At 74.5% G+C, this 15,064-nt stretch carries 16 protein-coding genes; 8 read left to right on the top strand and 8 right to left on the bottom strand.

Annotation, left to right across the window (positions count from 1 at the left end):
• Positions 1–54: 54 nt before the first annotated feature.
• Positions 55–255, bottom strand: a complete 201-nt coding sequence (locus ACGFYQ_RS12630; protein ID WP_393742877.1) for a hypothetical protein — start codon at positions 253–255, stop codon at positions 55–57.
• Between the two features lie 158 nt (positions 256–413).
• Between ACGFYQ_RS12630 and ACGFYQ_RS12625 the strand changes: the two genes are divergently transcribed.
• Together ACGFYQ_RS12625 and ACGFYQ_RS12620 are read left to right on the top strand one after the other, a co-directional pair.
• On the top strand, positions 414–845 hold the full coding sequence (locus tag ACGFYQ_RS12625) for a GNAT family N-acetyltransferase (protein ID WP_393742875.1): 432 nt from the start codon (positions 414–416) through the stop codon (positions 843–845).
• 157 nt (positions 846–1,002) lie between these two features.
• Complete coding sequence (locus ACGFYQ_RS12620) at positions 1,003–1,722, top strand: hypothetical protein (RefSeq protein ID WP_393742873.1); 720 nt, start codon at positions 1,003–1,005, stop codon at positions 1,720–1,722.
• Here ACGFYQ_RS12620 and ACGFYQ_RS12615 read toward each other — a convergent pair.
• Positions 1,658–2,425 (bottom strand): lysophospholipid acyltransferase family protein, encoded by a 768-nt coding sequence (locus tag ACGFYQ_RS12615; protein WP_393742871.1) that lies wholly within the window; start codon positions 2,423–2,425, stop codon positions 1,658–1,660. The two genes, ACGFYQ_RS12620 and ACGFYQ_RS12615, sit on opposite strands and share 65 nt — an antisense overlap.
• Before the next feature lie 357 nt (positions 2,426–2,782).
• Between ACGFYQ_RS12615 and ACGFYQ_RS12610 the strand changes: the two genes are divergently transcribed.
• The 3 genes from ACGFYQ_RS12610 (at position 2,783) to ACGFYQ_RS12600 (ending at position 6,299) form a co-directional block, all read left to right on the top strand.
• On the top strand, positions 2,783–5,005 hold the full coding sequence (locus tag ACGFYQ_RS12610; RefSeq protein ID WP_393742869.1) for a serine hydrolase: 2,223 nt from the start codon (positions 2,783–2,785) through the stop codon (positions 5,003–5,005).
• Between the two features lie 111 nt (positions 5,006–5,116).
• Positions 5,117–5,590: a hypothetical protein gene (locus tag ACGFYQ_RS12605; RefSeq protein ID WP_393742867.1), complete on the top strand. Its 474-nt coding sequence runs from the start codon at positions 5,117–5,119 to the stop codon at positions 5,588–5,590.
• 49 nt (positions 5,591–5,639) lie between these two features.
• Positions 5,640–6,299 carry a hypothetical protein gene (locus ACGFYQ_RS12600; protein ID WP_393742866.1) on the top strand — a complete coding sequence of 220 codons (660 nt, stop codon included), beginning with the start codon at positions 5,640–5,642 and terminating at the stop codon, positions 6,297–6,299.
• Positions 6,300–6,323: 24 nt separating this feature from the next.
• Here the strand turns inward: ACGFYQ_RS12600 and ACGFYQ_RS12595 are convergent, their stop codons facing one another.
• From ACGFYQ_RS12595 to ACGFYQ_RS12575, 5 genes are all read right to left on the bottom strand, one after another.
• Positions 6,324–6,701, bottom strand: a complete 378-nt coding sequence (locus ACGFYQ_RS12595) for a hypothetical protein (protein WP_393742864.1) — start codon at positions 6,699–6,701, stop codon at positions 6,324–6,326.
• Between the two features lie 116 nt (positions 6,702–6,817).
• On the bottom strand, positions 6,818–7,633 hold the full coding sequence (locus ACGFYQ_RS12590; RefSeq protein WP_393742862.1) for a hypothetical protein: 816 nt from the start codon (positions 7,631–7,633) through the stop codon (positions 6,818–6,820).
• Positions 7,633–8,910, bottom strand: coding sequence for a VWA domain-containing protein (locus ACGFYQ_RS12585; RefSeq protein WP_393742860.1), 1,278 nt, complete (start codon positions 8,908–8,910; stop codon positions 7,633–7,635). Before ACGFYQ_RS12585 ends, ACGFYQ_RS12590 begins: the two co-directional genes overlap by 1 nt.
• A gap of 205 nt (positions 8,911–9,115) precedes the next feature.
• Positions 9,116–10,813 carry an FAD-dependent monooxygenase gene (locus ACGFYQ_RS12580; protein ID WP_393742858.1) on the bottom strand — a complete coding sequence of 566 codons (1,698 nt, stop codon included), beginning with the start codon at positions 10,811–10,813 and terminating at the stop codon, positions 9,116–9,118.
• Positions 10,814–10,887: 74 nt separating this feature from the next.
• Positions 10,888–11,298, bottom strand: a complete 411-nt coding sequence (locus ACGFYQ_RS12575) for an organic hydroperoxide resistance protein (protein WP_328929362.1) — start codon at positions 11,296–11,298, stop codon at positions 10,888–10,890.
• A gap of 128 nt (positions 11,299–11,426) precedes the next feature.
• Here ACGFYQ_RS12575 and ACGFYQ_RS12570 point away from each other — a divergent pair, with 128 nt between their 5' ends.
• Both ACGFYQ_RS12570 and ACGFYQ_RS12565 read left to right on the top strand, forming a co-directional pair.
• Positions 11,427–11,903, top strand: a complete 477-nt coding sequence (locus ACGFYQ_RS12570; protein ID WP_393742856.1) for a MarR family winged helix-turn-helix transcriptional regulator — start codon at positions 11,427–11,429, stop codon at positions 11,901–11,903.
• Between the two features lie 54 nt (positions 11,904–11,957).
• Positions 11,958–12,989 carry a PHP domain-containing protein gene (locus ACGFYQ_RS12565; protein ID WP_393742854.1) on the top strand — a complete coding sequence of 344 codons (1,032 nt, stop codon included), beginning with the start codon at positions 11,958–11,960 and terminating at the stop codon, positions 12,987–12,989.
• On the opposite strand, the gene ACGFYQ_RS12560 is transcribed toward ACGFYQ_RS12565, so the two are convergent.
• The gene (locus ACGFYQ_RS12560; RefSeq protein WP_393742852.1) at positions 12,976–13,887 is read right to left on the bottom strand and encodes a UbiA family prenyltransferase; all 912 of its coding nucleotides are present in this window, start codon (positions 13,885–13,887) and stop codon (positions 12,976–12,978) included. The genes ACGFYQ_RS12565 and ACGFYQ_RS12560 overlap by 14 nt on opposite strands.
• A 76-nt stretch (positions 13,888–13,963) precedes the next feature.
• Between ACGFYQ_RS12560 and ACGFYQ_RS12555 the strand changes: the two genes are divergently transcribed.
• Positions 13,964–15,025, top strand: coding sequence for a type III polyketide synthase (locus ACGFYQ_RS12555; RefSeq protein WP_393742850.1), 1,062 nt, complete (start codon positions 13,964–13,966; stop codon positions 15,023–15,025).
• Positions 15,026–15,064: the final 39 nt, after the last annotated feature.

The following is a 15,064-nucleotide window of genomic DNA, read 5'->3' as shown; positions in this document are numbered from 1 at the left end:
CGCCACGGCGCGAGGCGGCTCCGCCCCGGGGAGCGGAGCCGCCTCGCCGCGTCGTCAGTTGTTGGAGCCGACCGCGTTGTCGTGGCCCGCGTTGAACACGTCGTCGCCGGCGATCTGGAACCAGTCGCCGAAGACGATCGTGTACGAGTTCTCGGCCGGGGCGTAGACGTTCACGTCGGCGGCGGCCGCGGACGCGCCGCCGAGGACGATCGCACCGGCGGCGAGGACGGAGAGCACCGAGCGCACAGAAAGCATGAATCCACCTTTTTCGAGGGGGCTGGGGTCACCCAAGAACCTAGAGAGGAGTCGGCGCGCTGTCCCGGCACCCGGCCGGTCACGGCCAAGTCCAAGCCGATTGGCGGACGCCCCGCCCACTAGACGGGCCGCTCGCCGGGGCCGATTACGCTGGCCCCATGAAGATCATCGACCTTGAGCCCGGCGACTCGCGGCTGACCGCGGACCTGCTCCCCGTGCTGCTCGAACTGCGCCCCCACCTCACCGAGGACCTCTTCCTCTCGATCCTCGCCGAGGGGCAGGGCCAGGGGCTGCGCTTCACCGCCGCCTACGACGCCGACGGCGTGTGCGTGGGCGCGGCCGGCTGGCGGATCGTGGCGAACACCTCCCAGATCCGCAAGCTCTACGTCGACGACCTGGTCACCGCCTCCACCGCCCGCTCCACCGGCGTGGGCCGCGCGCTCCTCGCGCACCTCGAGGAGCACGCCCGGACCGCCGGCTGCACCGAGCTCAACCTGGATTCCGGAACCCACCGGACCGACGCCCACCGCTTCTACTTCCGTGAGCGGATGGCAGTGACCGCGTTCAACTTCGTGAAGCCCCTGACCTGACGCTTCGCGGCCGCCCCGACCCACTTCGCTCCCGCTCCCGCCCCTGCGCCCGCGCCCGTGACCGAACCGTCGCCGCTTCGATGCCCGCCCGGCCTCGTGGGCGCGGTGCGCGCTTGTTAGGTTCCTGCCTCAGCCGACCTGTAGGGGAACCGATCTCATGCCCGTATCCGCCGGACCCCGCCCGGTCCTGACCGCCGCGACCGCGGCCGCCGTGCTGCTGGCGGGCCTGACGGGATGCGGGGACAAGGCCGGCAGGACCCCGGCGGCCGCGTCCCTGTCGGCTTCCGCTCCCGGTTCCGCGGCCCCGTCGGGCGCGTACACCGAGGCCGCCGCCCCGCCGCCCGCCTCCGCCTCGCCGACCGCGACGCCCGCCGCCGCTTCCTCCGCGCCGCCGGCCGCGGCCACGACCCGGGCCGCGCCGCCCGCCGCGCCGACCCGGCTGAAGGCCGCGGTCGACACCCGGGGCGGCGGGCTCGCCCTCGTACGCCGCGGCGAGGCGCAGGAGTTCACCGTCACCCTGCGGAACGGGAACTCCGCCGCGTACCGGCACCTGCTGGTCGCCTTCCAGATGGAGATCCTCGTCGGCGAACCGGGCGACCGGCCGGGCAGCGGACCGGGCTTCCTGCTGGAGCGCTTCGACCAGGCGTCGGGCACCTGGCGCGCGGCGGCGCTGCGCATCGCCAACGACCACATGCCGGAGTCGATGTTCACCGGTGGCGGGCCGCTCGCCCGCGAGGGCGTGCGCGTGGAGCGCTACCGGCTGCGCGCGACAGCGGGCGGGCCGACGGGCAGCAGCCCGCTGGTGGTGTCCTTCATCGACACGGACGCCGACGCGGCGGCCGCGGCCCACGTGGTCCTGGCGCACACGACGCGCTAGAAGACGTCACTCCGCGCTGGAGAGCGCCGCCCCCGCGGCGCGACTGACCCGGCGCGGCGAGCTCGCCGAGGGAGAGCGCCGCGGTGCGCCAGGCGGTGGTGACGGCCTCGCGGGCCCGTTCCGTCGACTCCGGGACCCGGTCGGTGAGGTGGAGCGGAGACCCGATGTGCACGTGGAGGCGGGGCCTGCGCAGCGGGGAGGTGAGGGCTCCGGCGAGCTGCTTGGCGCGGCTGCCGGAGCACAGGCGGCGGGCGCCTGCCTGGCCCACGGGGACGACGGGGGCGCCGGTCGCGGCGGCGAGCCGGGCCAGGCCGCTGCGGAAGGGGCCCGGGGCGGACTCCCCCGCGTCGCGGCGGCCCGGCAGCCGGCCCTCTCCGTAGAGCAGCACGCTGCGGCCCGAGGCGAGGGCGACGGCCGCGGCGTCGAGGGAGTCTGCGGCGCGGTGGGTGCCGCGGTGGACGGCGATGTGCCCTTCGCGCCGCAGGGCGGACCCGAGCAGCGGCACCCGCCACAGCCCGCTGGTGGCCAGGATGACCGGCTCGATCCCGTACCGGCGCAGTGCGGCGACCACCACGGCGGGATCGGCGAGCGAGGTGTGGTTGGCGACGAGGATGCTGCCGCGGGCGGGCCGCGCCCCGGGGTCGGCAGTGACCGTCAGGGTCCCGCAGGCGGGTACGACGGCGGCGGCGATTCGGCTGAGCATGGACGTCCCCGTTCGGGTGGCGCGGTGGTGTTGTCGTCCATGGTCGACGGGCGGCGCGCAGCGGTCATGAGTAGTCGTACTCACCGTCCGTACTCACCGTCCGTGCTCACCACCGACGTTGGCCGGCCCGCGCGCAGCTGTCCGAACTGGAGGCGTACACCTCATAGGCCGGGAATATGACCGAATGGTCACAGGATCCGCGTGGGGGGAACGGGTGGGGCGGAGCGGACCTCTAGGTGATCGGCGGGGCTCCGTGGAGGGCCTTGCCCGACGTATCGGCAAGACCGGCGGGCCGCCCCCCCCCGGGGGGGGGGGGGGGGGCGGCCGTCCGAGTATGAGCGGCAAGGCGGGGCTGGGATGAAGGCGGTAACGGTGGCGGGCGGTTCCTCGGAGCAGTCGGGGCCCGAGCAGAAGACGGTCCCGGAAGCGGAACCCGACACGGTCGTGGAGGATTCCGCGGAGGCCGACTCCGAGGCGGAGGCCGAAGCAGCGGCCGACTCCGGGTCCGTCGAGGACTCGACCGCCGGTCCGGACGAAGCGGAGGACACCGCACCGGCGGCCGAAGGCGGGGACCCGGAAGACACCGTCGTGCCCGACGACTTGGACGCCACGGCCGAGGAAACGCCCAAGGCGGCCGGGGCCGCGGATGGGTCCGAGGCCGACGGCCCGGAGACCACCGAGAACGACCCCGAAGCCCAACCCGGGCCCGACACAACGGACAACGCCGGAGAAGCCACCACCGCAGCCGCGGAGGCCGAAGCAGCGGCCGAGTCCGATTCTGTCGAGGACTCGGCCGCCGGTCCGGACGAAGCGGAGGACACCGCACCGGCGGCCGAAGGCGGGGACCGGGAAAACGCCGTTGTGCCCGACGACTTGGACGGCACGGCCGAGGAAACGCCCAAGGCGGCCGGGGCCGCGGACGGGTCCGAGGCCGACGGCCCGGAGACCACCGAGAACGAGCCCGAAGCCGAACCCGGGCCCGACGTAACGGACAACGCCGAGGAGACCGGCGCCGAGCCCGACGCTCCGACCGCCGGGGGTGCCGGGACCGCGGCCGAAACGGGGCCCGCGGACCGGGACGACGCCGAGGCGTCCGCCGCGCCGGCGGGCCCGCCCCCGCGGGTGCCCTCCTGGGCGCGGGGGGCCGAGAGCGACTCCGAGAAGACCAGTCAGTTCGTCGCGCTCAAGCCCCTGGACACCCCCGCGCCCGCCCCCGCTCCGGCCCCGACGCCCACGGCGCCCCCGGCCGGGGCCGGGGCCAAGACCGCGGCCCCGCTGCCCCCGCTGGAACTGCTGGCCGAGCTCACCAACACCGCTCCCCCGCCGGAGACCCCTCGCCGGACCGCGCTGCGCCGCGTCAAGGTGTGGACCCCGATCCTGCTGCTCCTCGCAGGCGCGTTCACCGGTGCCCAGCTGCTGCGCCCCCTGCCCGCCCCCACGGTCGTCGCCGCCGAGCCGGACCGCACCCTCGACGGGCAGTTCTCCATCCCCTGGCCCGCCAAGGGACAAGGGGCCGTCCGCGTCCCCGGCTCCGGCGACATCGGCACCTTCGGTGAGCAGAAGCCCGTCCCGACCGCCAGCGTCGCCAAGGTGATGACGGCCTACGTCATCCTCAAGAACCACCCGCTGCGCAAGGCCGACCCCGGCCCCTCCATCGAGGTCGACGCGAAGGCCGTGGCGGACGGCACCTCCGAGCACGAGTCGCGCATCGAAGGACTCACCGCCGGTACGAAGTTCAGCCAGCAGGACATGCTCAAGATGCTCATGATCCCCTCGGGCAACAACGTCGCCCGCCTGCTGGCGCGCTGGGACACCGGCACCGGCTCCGAGACGGCCTTCGTCGAGAAAATGAACGCCGCCGCCAAGGAACTCGGCATGCGGGACACCACGTACACCGATCCCAGCGGCCTGGACGCGGGGACCGTCAGCACCGCCGCCGACCAGCTGAAGCTCGCCGAGGCGGTCATGAAGGACGAGGCTTTCCGCGCGATCGTCGCCCTGCCGAGCGCCACGATCAAGGGGCTGCCCCAGCCGATCATCAACAACAACGACACCCTGCTCACGGCCCAGGGTCTGAGCATCCGGGGCATCAAGACCGGCTCCAGCACGCCCGCCGGCGGAGCCCTGATGTGGGCGGCGTACAAGTCGGTCGGCGACGAGACCCCGCTGATCCTGGGCACGCTGATGGACCAGCACGTGGAGGGGCCGGACCCGGACGGCGGGAACAGCCTGATCCTGGTGAAGGCGAACAGCAAGAAGATCATCGAAGCTGTACGGGAGGCACTCGCGTCGGCCCCGGTCGTCCGCAAGGGCCAGCAGGTCGGGTACGTGGACGACGGGCTCGGCGGCCGTACCCCGCTGGTGGCCACGAAGGACCTGAACGTGGTCGGCGTACCGGGCCAGCGGCTCAAGCTCACCCTGGGAACCGGGGCGGCGCCGGTACCGCACACGGCGAAGGCCGGGGCGGAGATCGGCGTACTGACGGCCGGCGACGGGGACGGGGCGAAGAGCGTGCCGGTGGCCGTCCAGGGCGACCTGGCCGAGCCCTCGTTCGTCACCCGGCTCACCCGACTCGGCTAGGACACCGCCACCCGTACGGATGACATCCCTCGCGTCAGGCCGCCGCGACCGGCGGCGACCACCCGGTGGACGCGGAGAGTCTGTCTCTGCGGTCCGGCGAAGGGGAGGCAGGTGCGCGGCACGGTGGTCGAAGTGGCCTGCTGGTGGGCGGTCCTGGCGGGGGTGACCCTCGTAGCGGTCGGTTCATCCAGCCCGGTCGAACTGGCCGTGGCCGGCGCCGGTGCGGCGGGCGCGGCCCTGGTGGCGGTGCGGATGAGACGCGCGGCCGGGGTGCGGGTACGGGGAACGGCCGGTGCGCCGCGGGCGCTCGGGCTGCTGCCGTACACGGCCGCGCGGGGCTGCGCCACGCTGGTACGGGTCCTCGTACGGGTCCTGCCGCGCCGCGGCCCGGGCGGCGGCCGCGTCCGCCGGATCCGGCTGCGCGAGGGGGCGGACGCGGGCTGGGCGGCCATGGCCCTGGGCTGGTCCGCCGGCACCTGCGTCCTCGACGTCCCCGAGGGGACGGCGGAGGTCGTCGTGCACGCCCTCGACGGCGGCGGCGCCATCGAGCGTGCGGTGGGCCGCCGTTCGGGCGACGGCCGGTGAACGCCTGGTCGGCGGCGGCCCTCGTCCTCCTCGCGGCCGCCTTTCCCGCGTGCCTGTGGGCCTCGGCCCGGGGCGGCGCGGTGCACCGGCTGGCGGGTGTCCGCTGGCCGAGGAGGAGGCCGGGGCCGCGCTCGCCGCGGTGTTCGTCCTGACCTCCGCGGTGACCGGGGCGACCGTGTTGCGGGCGGCGGCGCGGGTCTTCCGGGGGGCGGGTCGGCAGCCGCGCGAGCGCCCGGGCGAGGCCGAGACCACCGGTGAGGGCGAGGAACCAGAGGTCCGCCCGGGCCAGGGGCGGCTGCCCTGGCCCATGGTGGCGGTGCCGGCCGTGCTGCTCGGCCTGTGCCTGCTGGTCGGCGGTGTGCCGGCCGTCGCGGAGAGCCTGGCGCACGGCGGGGCCCTGTTCACCGACCGCTCCGGTTACGCCGCTGCCGTGGCCGGAATCCCGGCCGCGGGCGCCGGAGCCGCGCGGCCGCCGCACGCGGGCTGGACGGCGGAGGGCATCGGGCTCGGGGCGGTCTCGACGTTGCCGGCCTGCCTGCTGGCGTGGTGCGCGCTGTACGGCCGGGCTGCCCCGGGTTGGCTGCTCCGGTCGGCGGCCCGGGGGGTGATGCAGCTGCGTCGTCTGCACTCGGGGCTGGTCGGCGACTACCTGGCCTGGCTCGCAATGGGCGCGGCCGCACTGCTCGTGGCGCTCGCCCTGCAGACGTAGTCGGGGTCTCACGGCGGGGCGCCGCTACTGGCGCTCCTCCATCCGGATCGCGTCCTCCAGGTCCTTGTGGGCCTGGCGCGGCTCGCCCTCCTGCTGGTCCAGGAGGGCGGCGGCGATGGCGTCCAGCTTGCGCTGGATGGCGTGCTCGGCGCGGCGCTCGGAGTTCTTGAGCAGGGCCAGCAGGAGGAGGGAGACGGCTCCCATCGCATCGCCCGCGAGGTGCTGCCATTCGATCGGCAGGTGGGCCACGTGGACGGCGACGAAACCCGCCACGAGGGCCATGCACAGCATCGAGAAGAGAGCGGAACTCGTGAAATTGGAGGCGAGCTCGGCCAGCTTCTCGAAGCGGCCGATCCCGCCGTCGCTCTTCTTCTCCTTCTCCGCGGGATGCTGGAAGCTCATGCTGCAGGCCTGCCCCGGCGAGGCCTCCCCATACCCGCGAAACGCATCATCCTACGCGGACGGCCGCGGCCCCGGGAGGTGTCCCCGGGCCCGCGGCCGCCTGCCACGGTGCGCTGTCAGGCCTGGGGCGGCACCCGGGACGGGCGGCCCGCGCCGCGCGTCATGGAGTAGCCGAAGATGCCCGCGAGGGCGCCCAGGATCCCGCCGGCGGCCGTCCAGAGCCAGCGGTCCGACCACCAGCCGCCGGACCAGCCGTCCTCGGGTTCGCGGAGCGACCCGGTCACGGTGGCCGGAACCAGCGGCGTGGCGAGGGCGCCGTCCACGGCCTGGGCGCCGCCGGTCTCCCGTACCGAGGCCTCCACGGCCGCGCGTACCGGCAGGCCGAGGTCTTCCTCCGGCAGGTCGACGACGGTCAGGCGCACGTAGTAACTGCCCGGAAGCGGGTCGTTGGCCCACTGCTCGGCCGCGGCACGGACCGTGCGCAGGGTGCAGGACAGCTCCACCGAGGCGGCGTCCTTGGCCGCGGCACGGGTCTGCACGCCGTAGGTGCACGCCTGCCGGCGGCGCAGCCCGTCGTACACGTCGAGCTGCCACGTCGCGGCGCCGTGCCGGGTCGCGGATTCGGGCAGCGTGACCGACGCCTTCACGGTCACCCGCTGCTGCGCGTCGACGGGCAGGACCCAGTAGAGGTAGTCACCGGTGGACGCGCCGGCCGTGGCCCGCTGGCCGGGACGGAACGCCGCGGCGGTACGGAAGCTCGTACCGGCCTCGGTCGGTGCGGCGGCCTCGCCCTGCCCGGACTTCGAGCCGGTACCGGGGCTGGGGCTCGCCGACGCGGTGTCCGCAGCGGCCGTTCCCGCGGCCGTTCCCGCCACCGTGAGGGCGGCGGCCGCGGCCAGCAGGGCGGCGGTCAGTGTGCGTACGGTACGCATCAGTTGGTCCTCCAGACGGAGATGCGCCAGCGTGAGATCCATCCCCACACCACACCGGCCGCCAGCCCGATGAGCACCAGGACGGCCAGCAGCCACCAGCCGCGGCCGAGGCCGAAGGCGGCGGCGTCGGACGCCTCGTCGGGTCCGTCCACCACTTCGATGGTCAGCTCGACGGGCATGCCCGGGGTGGTCTTGACGGAGGCGGGGGCGGAGAAGGAGTTGCTGACCTGGATGCAGACGGTCTCCGCCGCGCCCTCGGCGTCCTCGTCCACGCCGTCGGTCTCGGCCTTCGGGTAGCGCAGGCCGGTCGACAGGACGTCGGTACGTCCGTCACCCGCCTCCGAGCCCCGGACGATCTCGCGGCCGTGCACGGTGGTGGCGCGCAGCAAGACGCCGTAGTCGTTGTTGACGGCGCGGTCGGCGGCGATGCTCACCGAGGCGCGCAGCTCCTGGCCGGGGCGGACGTCGACCCGGTACCAGCGGTGTTCGCCGAAGGTCTCGCGGTCGCTGTAGAGGCCGGGCTTCAGCTGCGGGGCGCCCGCGCACTGCTTGGCGCCTTCGGTGGCCACGGGGTTGACGACCGGGTCGGCGGCCCTGTCGACCAGCTGTTTGACCCTGCCGGAGAGTTCGGCGGTGTGCTGCACGGAGGTGTACGTACCGCCGGTGGCCTCGGCGATGCAGGTGAGCTGGGCCCGGGTCTTGGCGTCCGGGACCAGGCCGAGGGTGTCGATGACCAGGTGAATGCCCTTGGCGGCGATGTCGCGCGCCACTTCGCACGGGTCGAGCGGGGCGCAGGTGTCCTCGCCGTCGGTGATGAGCACGATCCGCTTGGTGGCGTCGCCGCCGTCCAGGTCCTGGGCCGCGGCGAGCAGGGCGGGGCCGATCGGCGTCCAGCCGGTGGGGGCGAGCGTCGCGACGGCGGTCTTCGCCTCCGTCCGGTTGAGCGGCCCGACCGGGTACAGCTGCTTGGTGTCCTTGCAGCCGAGGGCCTTGTCCTCACCCGGGTACGTGGCTCCCAGGGTCCGTATGCCGAGCCGTACTTCGTCGGGGACCGCGTCGATGACCTCGTTGAAGGCCTGCTTCGCGGCGACCATCCGGGACTGGCCGTCGATGTCGGTCGCCCGCATGGAGCCGCTGACGTCGAGGACGAGGTCGACCTTCGGGGGTTCCTTCGCCGTCGGTCCGTCGGCGGCGGTGGCGCTCGCCGGGAAGAGCCCGACGGCCAGGGCGGCGAGCAGGCCGCACGCCCCGGCCGCAAGCCGTTTTCTTGTGATCATCGCCGGATCGTATTGAGGATCGTCCGTCAATCCAAAACGGGCTGCCGGTCCCGGCCTTCGGTCCTTCCCCGGGCGCCGGAGGGGGCGCGTCGGCCGTCGCCGCGCGGGATATCCCGGTGCGGGGGACGAAGGGTGCGTTCTCGGGGTCTCGCCGGCCCCGCTGGGCAAGCGCGGGCGCCGGGAGGCCGCCCGCGCCGACTGCCGGTCATGACCGGCCGGTGGATCCCTGAGCCGTGGCGGCGAAGGTGCCCGCCAGGTGCGTGCGCAGCGCCTGCGCCGTGGGTGGGGAGAGCCGGGCGCCGAGGTAGCCGTCCGGGCGGATCACGAAGGCCGTCGGCCCGTCCACCGCGTAGAGGCGGGCGAACTCGCCGGCGGTGTCGCGGTAGGCAGGCAACACGGTCCGGCCGGCCGCCGGGGCATCGGGGTCGAGTACCACGCAGGTCTCCACCCGGTCCCCGGACGACTCCCCTGCCGTCCGCGCGAGTTCGTCGATCCACCGGCCGTCCCCGTCCCCGTCCCCGCTCCCGCTCGCGGCTCCGTTCCCGTTCCCGTACAGCACGAGCACGTGTCCGCGGTCGCGCAGGACGTCGTACAGGCGCATCGGGTAGGCCGCGATCGGCCCGGTGAGGCCGCCGCAGTCCGGGGCCCGGTCGCCGGGGCGGGGTCCGGGGCCCTCTCCGGGCGGGTCGACGATCGGGCTGCCTCGGTAGCCGACGAGCAGTTGGGCCTCGCGCAGCATCAGGGTCGCCGGGTCCTCCGGGTCGGCCTGGACTCCCTCGGCGGCGTGTCGCACGGTGCGGCCGACGACCTCCTCGCCCACGGGCCGGCGTTCGGCGTCGTAGCTCGCGAGGAGGTCGGGGTGGGCGCCGCCGTCGACGGCGAGGGCGAGCTTCCAGGCCAGGTTCACGGCGTCCTGGATACCGGTGTTCATGCCCTGGGCGCCGGTCGGCGGGTGGATGTGCGCCGCGTCCCCCGCGACGAAGACCCGCCCGTCGGCGTAGCGGTCCACGATCCGGTGGCTGATGCGGAACACCGAGGCCCAGCGGATGTTGGAGGCGGTGGTGGGCCGCGGCGACAGCCGGTCCAGGACGGTCTGGATGTCGGCGAGCCCGGGGGCCCGGCCGCTCTCCGGGCCGTGGGCCACGCCGTCGCCCTCGGAGGCGGTCTCGGCCTGCCGCGCGGCGGTGAACTCGGGCGGTACGTTCATCGACACCCGGTAGCGGCCCGGGCCGGGCAGCGGGATGCACACCAGCGTGTCGTCGACCGTGCCGTCCTCGCCCCGGTGCATGGAGCGCACGCCGTACTCGTGCGGCAGGTCCCAGTCGAGCTCGACGTCGCCGAGCATGAACTCCTCGGGGAACGCGCCGCCCGCGTAGCTGAGCCCCAGCCCCTTGCGGACGATGCTGTGCGCGCCGTCGCAGCCGACCAGGAACCGGGTCCGTACCTCTTCCTCCGCGTCGGAAGGGGTGCGCACCCGGCTGGTCACCCCGTCGGCGTCCTGGGCGAACGAGACCAGCTCGGTGCCGCGCTCGATCCCGGTCCCGAAGCGGGCCAGGAACTCTTCGAGGATGCGCTCGGTCTCGTACTGCGGCAGCGCGGCGAAACCGTACGGAACCTCGGGTGGCAGGGCGAACTCCATGCGCGACTGCTCGGCGCCGTTGACGTAGGCCAGCTGGCCGAGCATCGGGGCGGCCGCGTCCAGGGCGGCGCGGACCAGGCCCATGCGGTCCCAGATCTCCAGGGTGCGCGGCTGGATGCCCACCGCCTTGGCGAACGGGAGGCGGGCGGGCAGCCGGTCGACGATCCGGCAGGAGACCCCGCGTCTGCGGAGTTCCACCGCCGCGGTCAGCCCGACCGGGCCGGCGCCGGCGACCAGTACGTCGGTTGCGTAGGTGTGCCCCACTGACGCCTCCTGGCGTGCGGCCCCGTCGAGTCGATTTCCCTCCATGGTGGCCGCCCGCCCGGCGTCCGGCATCTTTACTCGATCACGAGGTCCACGTCGATGTTGCCGCGCGTGGCACGGGAGTACGGGCAGACCTCGTGCGCCTGCTTGACCAGCAGGGTGCCGGTCTCGCCCGCCAGGGACTCGGGGAGCTCGACGCGCAGGACCACGCCCAGGCCGAACCCGGCGCCGTCCTTGCCGATGGAGACCTCCGCCGTCACCGAGACCTCGCTGGTGTCGGCCTTGGCCTGGCGGCCGACGAGGCCGAGCGCGCTGGCGAAGCAGGCCGCGTAACCGGCCGCGAAGAGCTGCTCGGGGTTGGTGCCCTGCCCGTTGCCGCCGAGCGCCGGGGGCATGGCCAGGGCGAGGTCGAGCTGGCCGTCGGAGCTGACGGTGCGGCCCTCGCGGCCGTTGGCGGTGGCGACAGCGGTGTACAGCGCGTCCATCGGAGTTCCTCTCGCAGAAGTGAACCGTTGCGGCGGCCGTTCGGTCGGCCTCGCTCCATCATTAGAGCACGCAATTGAGTTGTGCACAATTCAATGCCTCGCAAGTTCCCCCGGGTACACTGGCCCCCATGACCGAGAAGCCGACCGCAATCCACCCCGACCAGGACTTCCTGCGCCTGGACGGCCAGATCTGCTTCGCGCTGAACGCGGCGAGCCGCGCCTTCGGCGGCCTCTACCGCGTCGTCCTCAAGGACCTGGGCCTGACCTACCCGCAGTACCTGGTGATGCTGGTGCTGTGGGAGCACGGCGAGCTGCCGGTCAAGGAGATCGGGCAGCACCTCCGGCTCGATTCCGGAACACTGTCGCCCCTGCTCAAGCGGCTGGAGGCGGCCGGACTGGTGCGCCGCGAGCGCAGCGCCGAGGACGAGCGCTCCGTGCGTGCCCACCTCACCGAGGAGGGCGCCGCGCTGCGCGCCCGCGCGGCGGAGGTACCGCGGCGGATCGCGACCGCGACCGGCTTCGAGCTGACCGAGATCCTCGACCTCCAGGCCCGCCTGAACCGCCTCACCGCCGCCCTGGACGCCGCGGTCCCGCAGGAGGCGTGAAGCCGCTCGGCGCGATCACCGCCTCCTTGCCACACTGGGTCCAGGAGGTACGCGATGGAGCCGGTGGCCGCGCTGGACCGGATCGCCTTCCTGCTGGAGCGCGCCCAGGCGCCCACCTACCGGGTACGGGCCTTCCGGACGGCCGCGGCCGCGCTCCGGCGGATGGGCGAGGACGAAACCGCCGAACGTGTGGCGGCCGGTTCCCTGGAAGCCGTCAAGGGCATCGGGCCCAAGACGGCCCAGGTGGTGCGCGAGGCCCTCGACGGGGCGGTGCCGGCCTATCTGCAGACGCTGGAGGACGAGGCCGCCGCGCTTCCCGAGGGCCCACCGACCACCCCCGCCGCCGCGGCTCTGCGGGCGGCGCTGCGCGGGGACTGCCACGTGCACTCGGACTGGTCCGACGGGGGCAGCCCGATCGAGGTGATGGGCCGGGCGGCGGCCTCGCTGGGGCACGAGTACGCCGTGCTCACCGACCACTCGCCGCGGCTCACCGTCGCCCGGGGGCTCTCCCCGGAGCGGCTGCGGGAACAGCTGCGGGTGGTGGCGGAGCTCAACGAGACCTGGGCGCCGTTCAGACTCCTGACGGGCATCGAGTGCGACATCCTCGACGACGGTTCGCTGGACCAGGAACCGGAGCTGCTGGAGCAGCTCGACGTGGTCGTCGGCTCCGTCCACTCGAAGCTGCGGATGGAGGCGCCCGCGATGACCCGGCGGCTGCTGGCGGCCGTGCGCAATCCCCTGCTGGACGTACTGGGCCATTGCACGGGGCGGCTGGTGACCGGGCGGACCCGGCCCGAGTCGCAGTTCGACGCCGAGGCCGTCTTCGCGGCCTGCGCCGAGGCCGGTACCGCCGTGGAGGTCAACAGCCGGCCCGACCGGCTGGACCCGCCCCGGCGGCTGCTGCGCCTAGCCGTCGACACCGGGACGCTGTTCGCGATCGACACGGACGCGCACGCGCCGGGCCAGCTGGACTGGCAGATCCTCGGCTGCGAACGGGCCGCGGAGTGCGGGGTCCCGGCCGGGCGCGTCGTCAACACCTGGCCGGCGGAGCGGCTCCTCACCTGGACCCGTACTAGGACCGCCTGAGCTGGACCACCAGCAGCAGGACATCGGCTCCGGCGACGGCCAGCACCGCGCGGAACGGGAGCCGGCCCGCCGGGCGGCGGCCCGCCAGGAGCACCGTCGCGGTCGTGGCGGCCAGCAGGCCCCAGCCGTACGCCGTCACCCGCCCCGGCGGTCCCACGACCAGCGCGGCGGCCGAGGCGAGCACGAGGAGCCCGGCGAGCGCGGCCGAGGCCCGGGCCCCGAGCCGTTGCGGCAGGCCCACGACCCCGGTGGCGAGGTCGTCGGCGATGTCCGGCAGGACATTGGCGAAGTGCGCGCCCGCGCCCAGCAGGGCCGCGGCGGCCGTGAGCCACGGCGGCGGCCACGGCGCGCCGGGCAGGCCGAGGGTGACGAAGGCGGGGAGCAGGCCGAAGGCCAGGGCGTACGGGAGCCAGGAGGCGGCCGTGCCCTTCAGTTTGAGGTTGTACCCCCAGGCGGCCGCCACACCCACGAGGTGGACGGCCCCCGCGAGCAGCCCGCAGGCCAGCGAGAGCGGGACGCAGACCAGCAGTGCCAGGGCCGCCGCGCGGGTCACGGCCGCGGGTCGCACCGTACCGGCCACCAGGGGTTTGTCCCGCCGCCCCGCGGCCAGGTCGCGCCGCAGGTCCACCCGGTCGTTGCACCAGCCGACCGAGAGCTGCCCGGCGGCCACCGCGCCCACGGCGGCCGCCGCCTCCGGGAGACCCAGCCCCGCGGCGGCCGTGAGCACCACGGCGAAGAGGGTCACGGCCGCCGCCGGCAGGGGATGGCAGGCCGCCAGCAGACCCACGGCGGCGGCGCGCCGACGTACGGGGGCGGCGGCGGCAACGGCGGCTACGGCCCCGGCTCCGGCTCCGGCGGGCCGGGGCGGCGGGCCGGTCTCTGCGGTTCGCGCGGACACGCCGCCACGCTATGCCGCGCCGCGCCCGGTTCGCCTGATTCATAACGATGTGTCAGTTGTTTTCTATGGTGAATCAATGACACGTGTCCTGGCAGTGAGCAGCGTGTTCCCGCCGCACCGCCATCCGCAGGCCGAGATCACGGCCGCGCTCGCCCGTTTCCTGCCGCCCGGCCCCGATACCGCGCTGCTGCGCCGGGTCCACGCCTCGGTGCGCGTGGAGTCCCGCCATCTCGCGCTCCCGCTGGAGCGGTACGGGCCGTCGAACGACTTCGGCACCACGAACGCCCTCTTCCTGGACGTGGCTCTGGAGCTCGGCGGCCGTGCCGTCGGACTCGCCCTCGCCGACGCCGGACTCGCGGCGCCGGAGATCGACCTCGTCCTGTCGACCACGGTGACCGGGCTCGCGACCCCCTCGCTGGAGGCCCGCCTCGCCTCGCGCGCCGCGCTGCGCCCCGACGTGAAGCGGGTCCCGCTCTTCGGCCTCGGCTGCGCGGCCGGCGCCGCCGGTGTCGGCCATCTCCACGACTACCTGACGGGCCGGCCCGGCCACGCGGCCCTGCTGCTGTCCACCGAACTGTGTTCGCTCACCCTGCAGCCCACGGACACCTCCATGGCGAACCTGGTGGCCGGGGCCCTCTTCGGCGACGGGGCGGGCGCGCTCGTCGCGGTGGGCCGAGGCCATCCCCTGCACGCCACCGGCGCCGGACCCACGGTGGTGGCCGCGCGCAGCCGCCTCTACCCGGGCACCGAACACCTGCTCGGCTGGGACATCGGCCACTGGGGCCTGCGCATGGTCCTCGGGCGTGAACTCCCGGACCTGATCAGGCTGCACGTGGCCGAGGAGGTCGAGACCTTCCTCGCCGCGCACGACCTCAAGCCCCCGGACGTCGACGCGTGGATCTGCCACCCCGGCGGCCCCAAGATCCTCGACACGCTCGCGGACGCGCTGAGCCTGCCCGAGTCGGCCTTCGCGGCGAGCCGCCGTTCGCTGGCGGCCGCCGGAAACCTCTCCTCCGCCTCGGTCCTGCACATCCTGGGCGGCATCCAGACCGCGGGGCCGCCGCCGCCCGGCTCGGTCGGTCTGATGCTGGCCTTCGGGCCGGGCTTCGCCTCCGAACTCGTCCTGCTCCGCTGGTGACCGCTGATTGGTGACTCCATGCCCATGCCCATGTCCTCG

Source organism: Streptomyces sp. NPDC048258, assembly GCF_043201995.1.
GTDB lineage: Bacteria > Actinomycetota > Actinomycetes > Streptomycetales > Streptomycetaceae > Streptomyces.
The sequence above is the reverse complement of the archived record's forward strand: the minus strand, read 5'-3'. Positions and strand labels throughout refer to the sequence as shown.

Bases quoted from the DNA above. Each gene is read 5' to 3' on its own strand.
- ACGFYQ_RS12630 (WP_393742877.1), bottom strand. From the start codon at position 255: ATGCTTTCTGTGCGCTCGGTGCTCTCCGTCCTCGCCGCCGGTGCGATC.
- ACGFYQ_RS12625 (WP_393742875.1), top strand. From the start codon at position 414: ATGAAGATCATCGACCTTGAGCCCGGCGACTCGCGGCTGACCGCGGAC.
- ACGFYQ_RS12620 (WP_393742873.1), top strand. From the start codon at position 1,003: ATGCCCGTATCCGCCGGACCCCGCCCGGTCCTGACCGCCGCGACCGCG.
- ACGFYQ_RS12615 (WP_393742871.1), bottom strand. From the start codon at position 2,425: ATGCTCAGCCGAATCGCCGCCGCCGTCGTACCCGCCTGCGGGACCCTG.
- ACGFYQ_RS12610 (WP_393742869.1), top strand. From the start codon at position 2,783: ATGAAGGCGGTAACGGTGGCGGGCGGTTCCTCGGAGCAGTCGGGGCCC.
- ACGFYQ_RS12595 (WP_393742864.1), bottom strand. From the start codon at position 6,701: ATGAGCTTCCAGCATCCCGCGGAGAAGGAGAAGAAGAGCGACGGCGGG.
- ACGFYQ_RS12590 (WP_393742862.1), bottom strand. From the start codon at position 7,633: ATGCGTACCGTACGCACACTGACCGCCGCCCTGCTGGCCGCGGCCGCC.
- ACGFYQ_RS12585 (WP_393742860.1), bottom strand. From the start codon at position 8,910: ATGATCACAAGAAAACGGCTTGCGGCCGGGGCGTGCGGCCTGCTCGCC.
- ACGFYQ_RS12575 (WP_328929362.1), bottom strand. From the start codon at position 11,298: ATGGACGCGCTGTACACCGCTGTCGCCACCGCCAACGGCCGCGAGGGC.
- ACGFYQ_RS12570 (WP_393742856.1), top strand. From the start codon at position 11,427: ATGACCGAGAAGCCGACCGCAATCCACCCCGACCAGGACTTCCTGCGC.
- ACGFYQ_RS12565 (WP_393742854.1), top strand. From the start codon at position 11,958: ATGGAGCCGGTGGCCGCGCTGGACCGGATCGCCTTCCTGCTGGAGCGC.
- ACGFYQ_RS12555 (WP_393742850.1), top strand. From the start codon at position 13,964: ATGACACGTGTCCTGGCAGTGAGCAGCGTGTTCCCGCCGCACCGCCAT.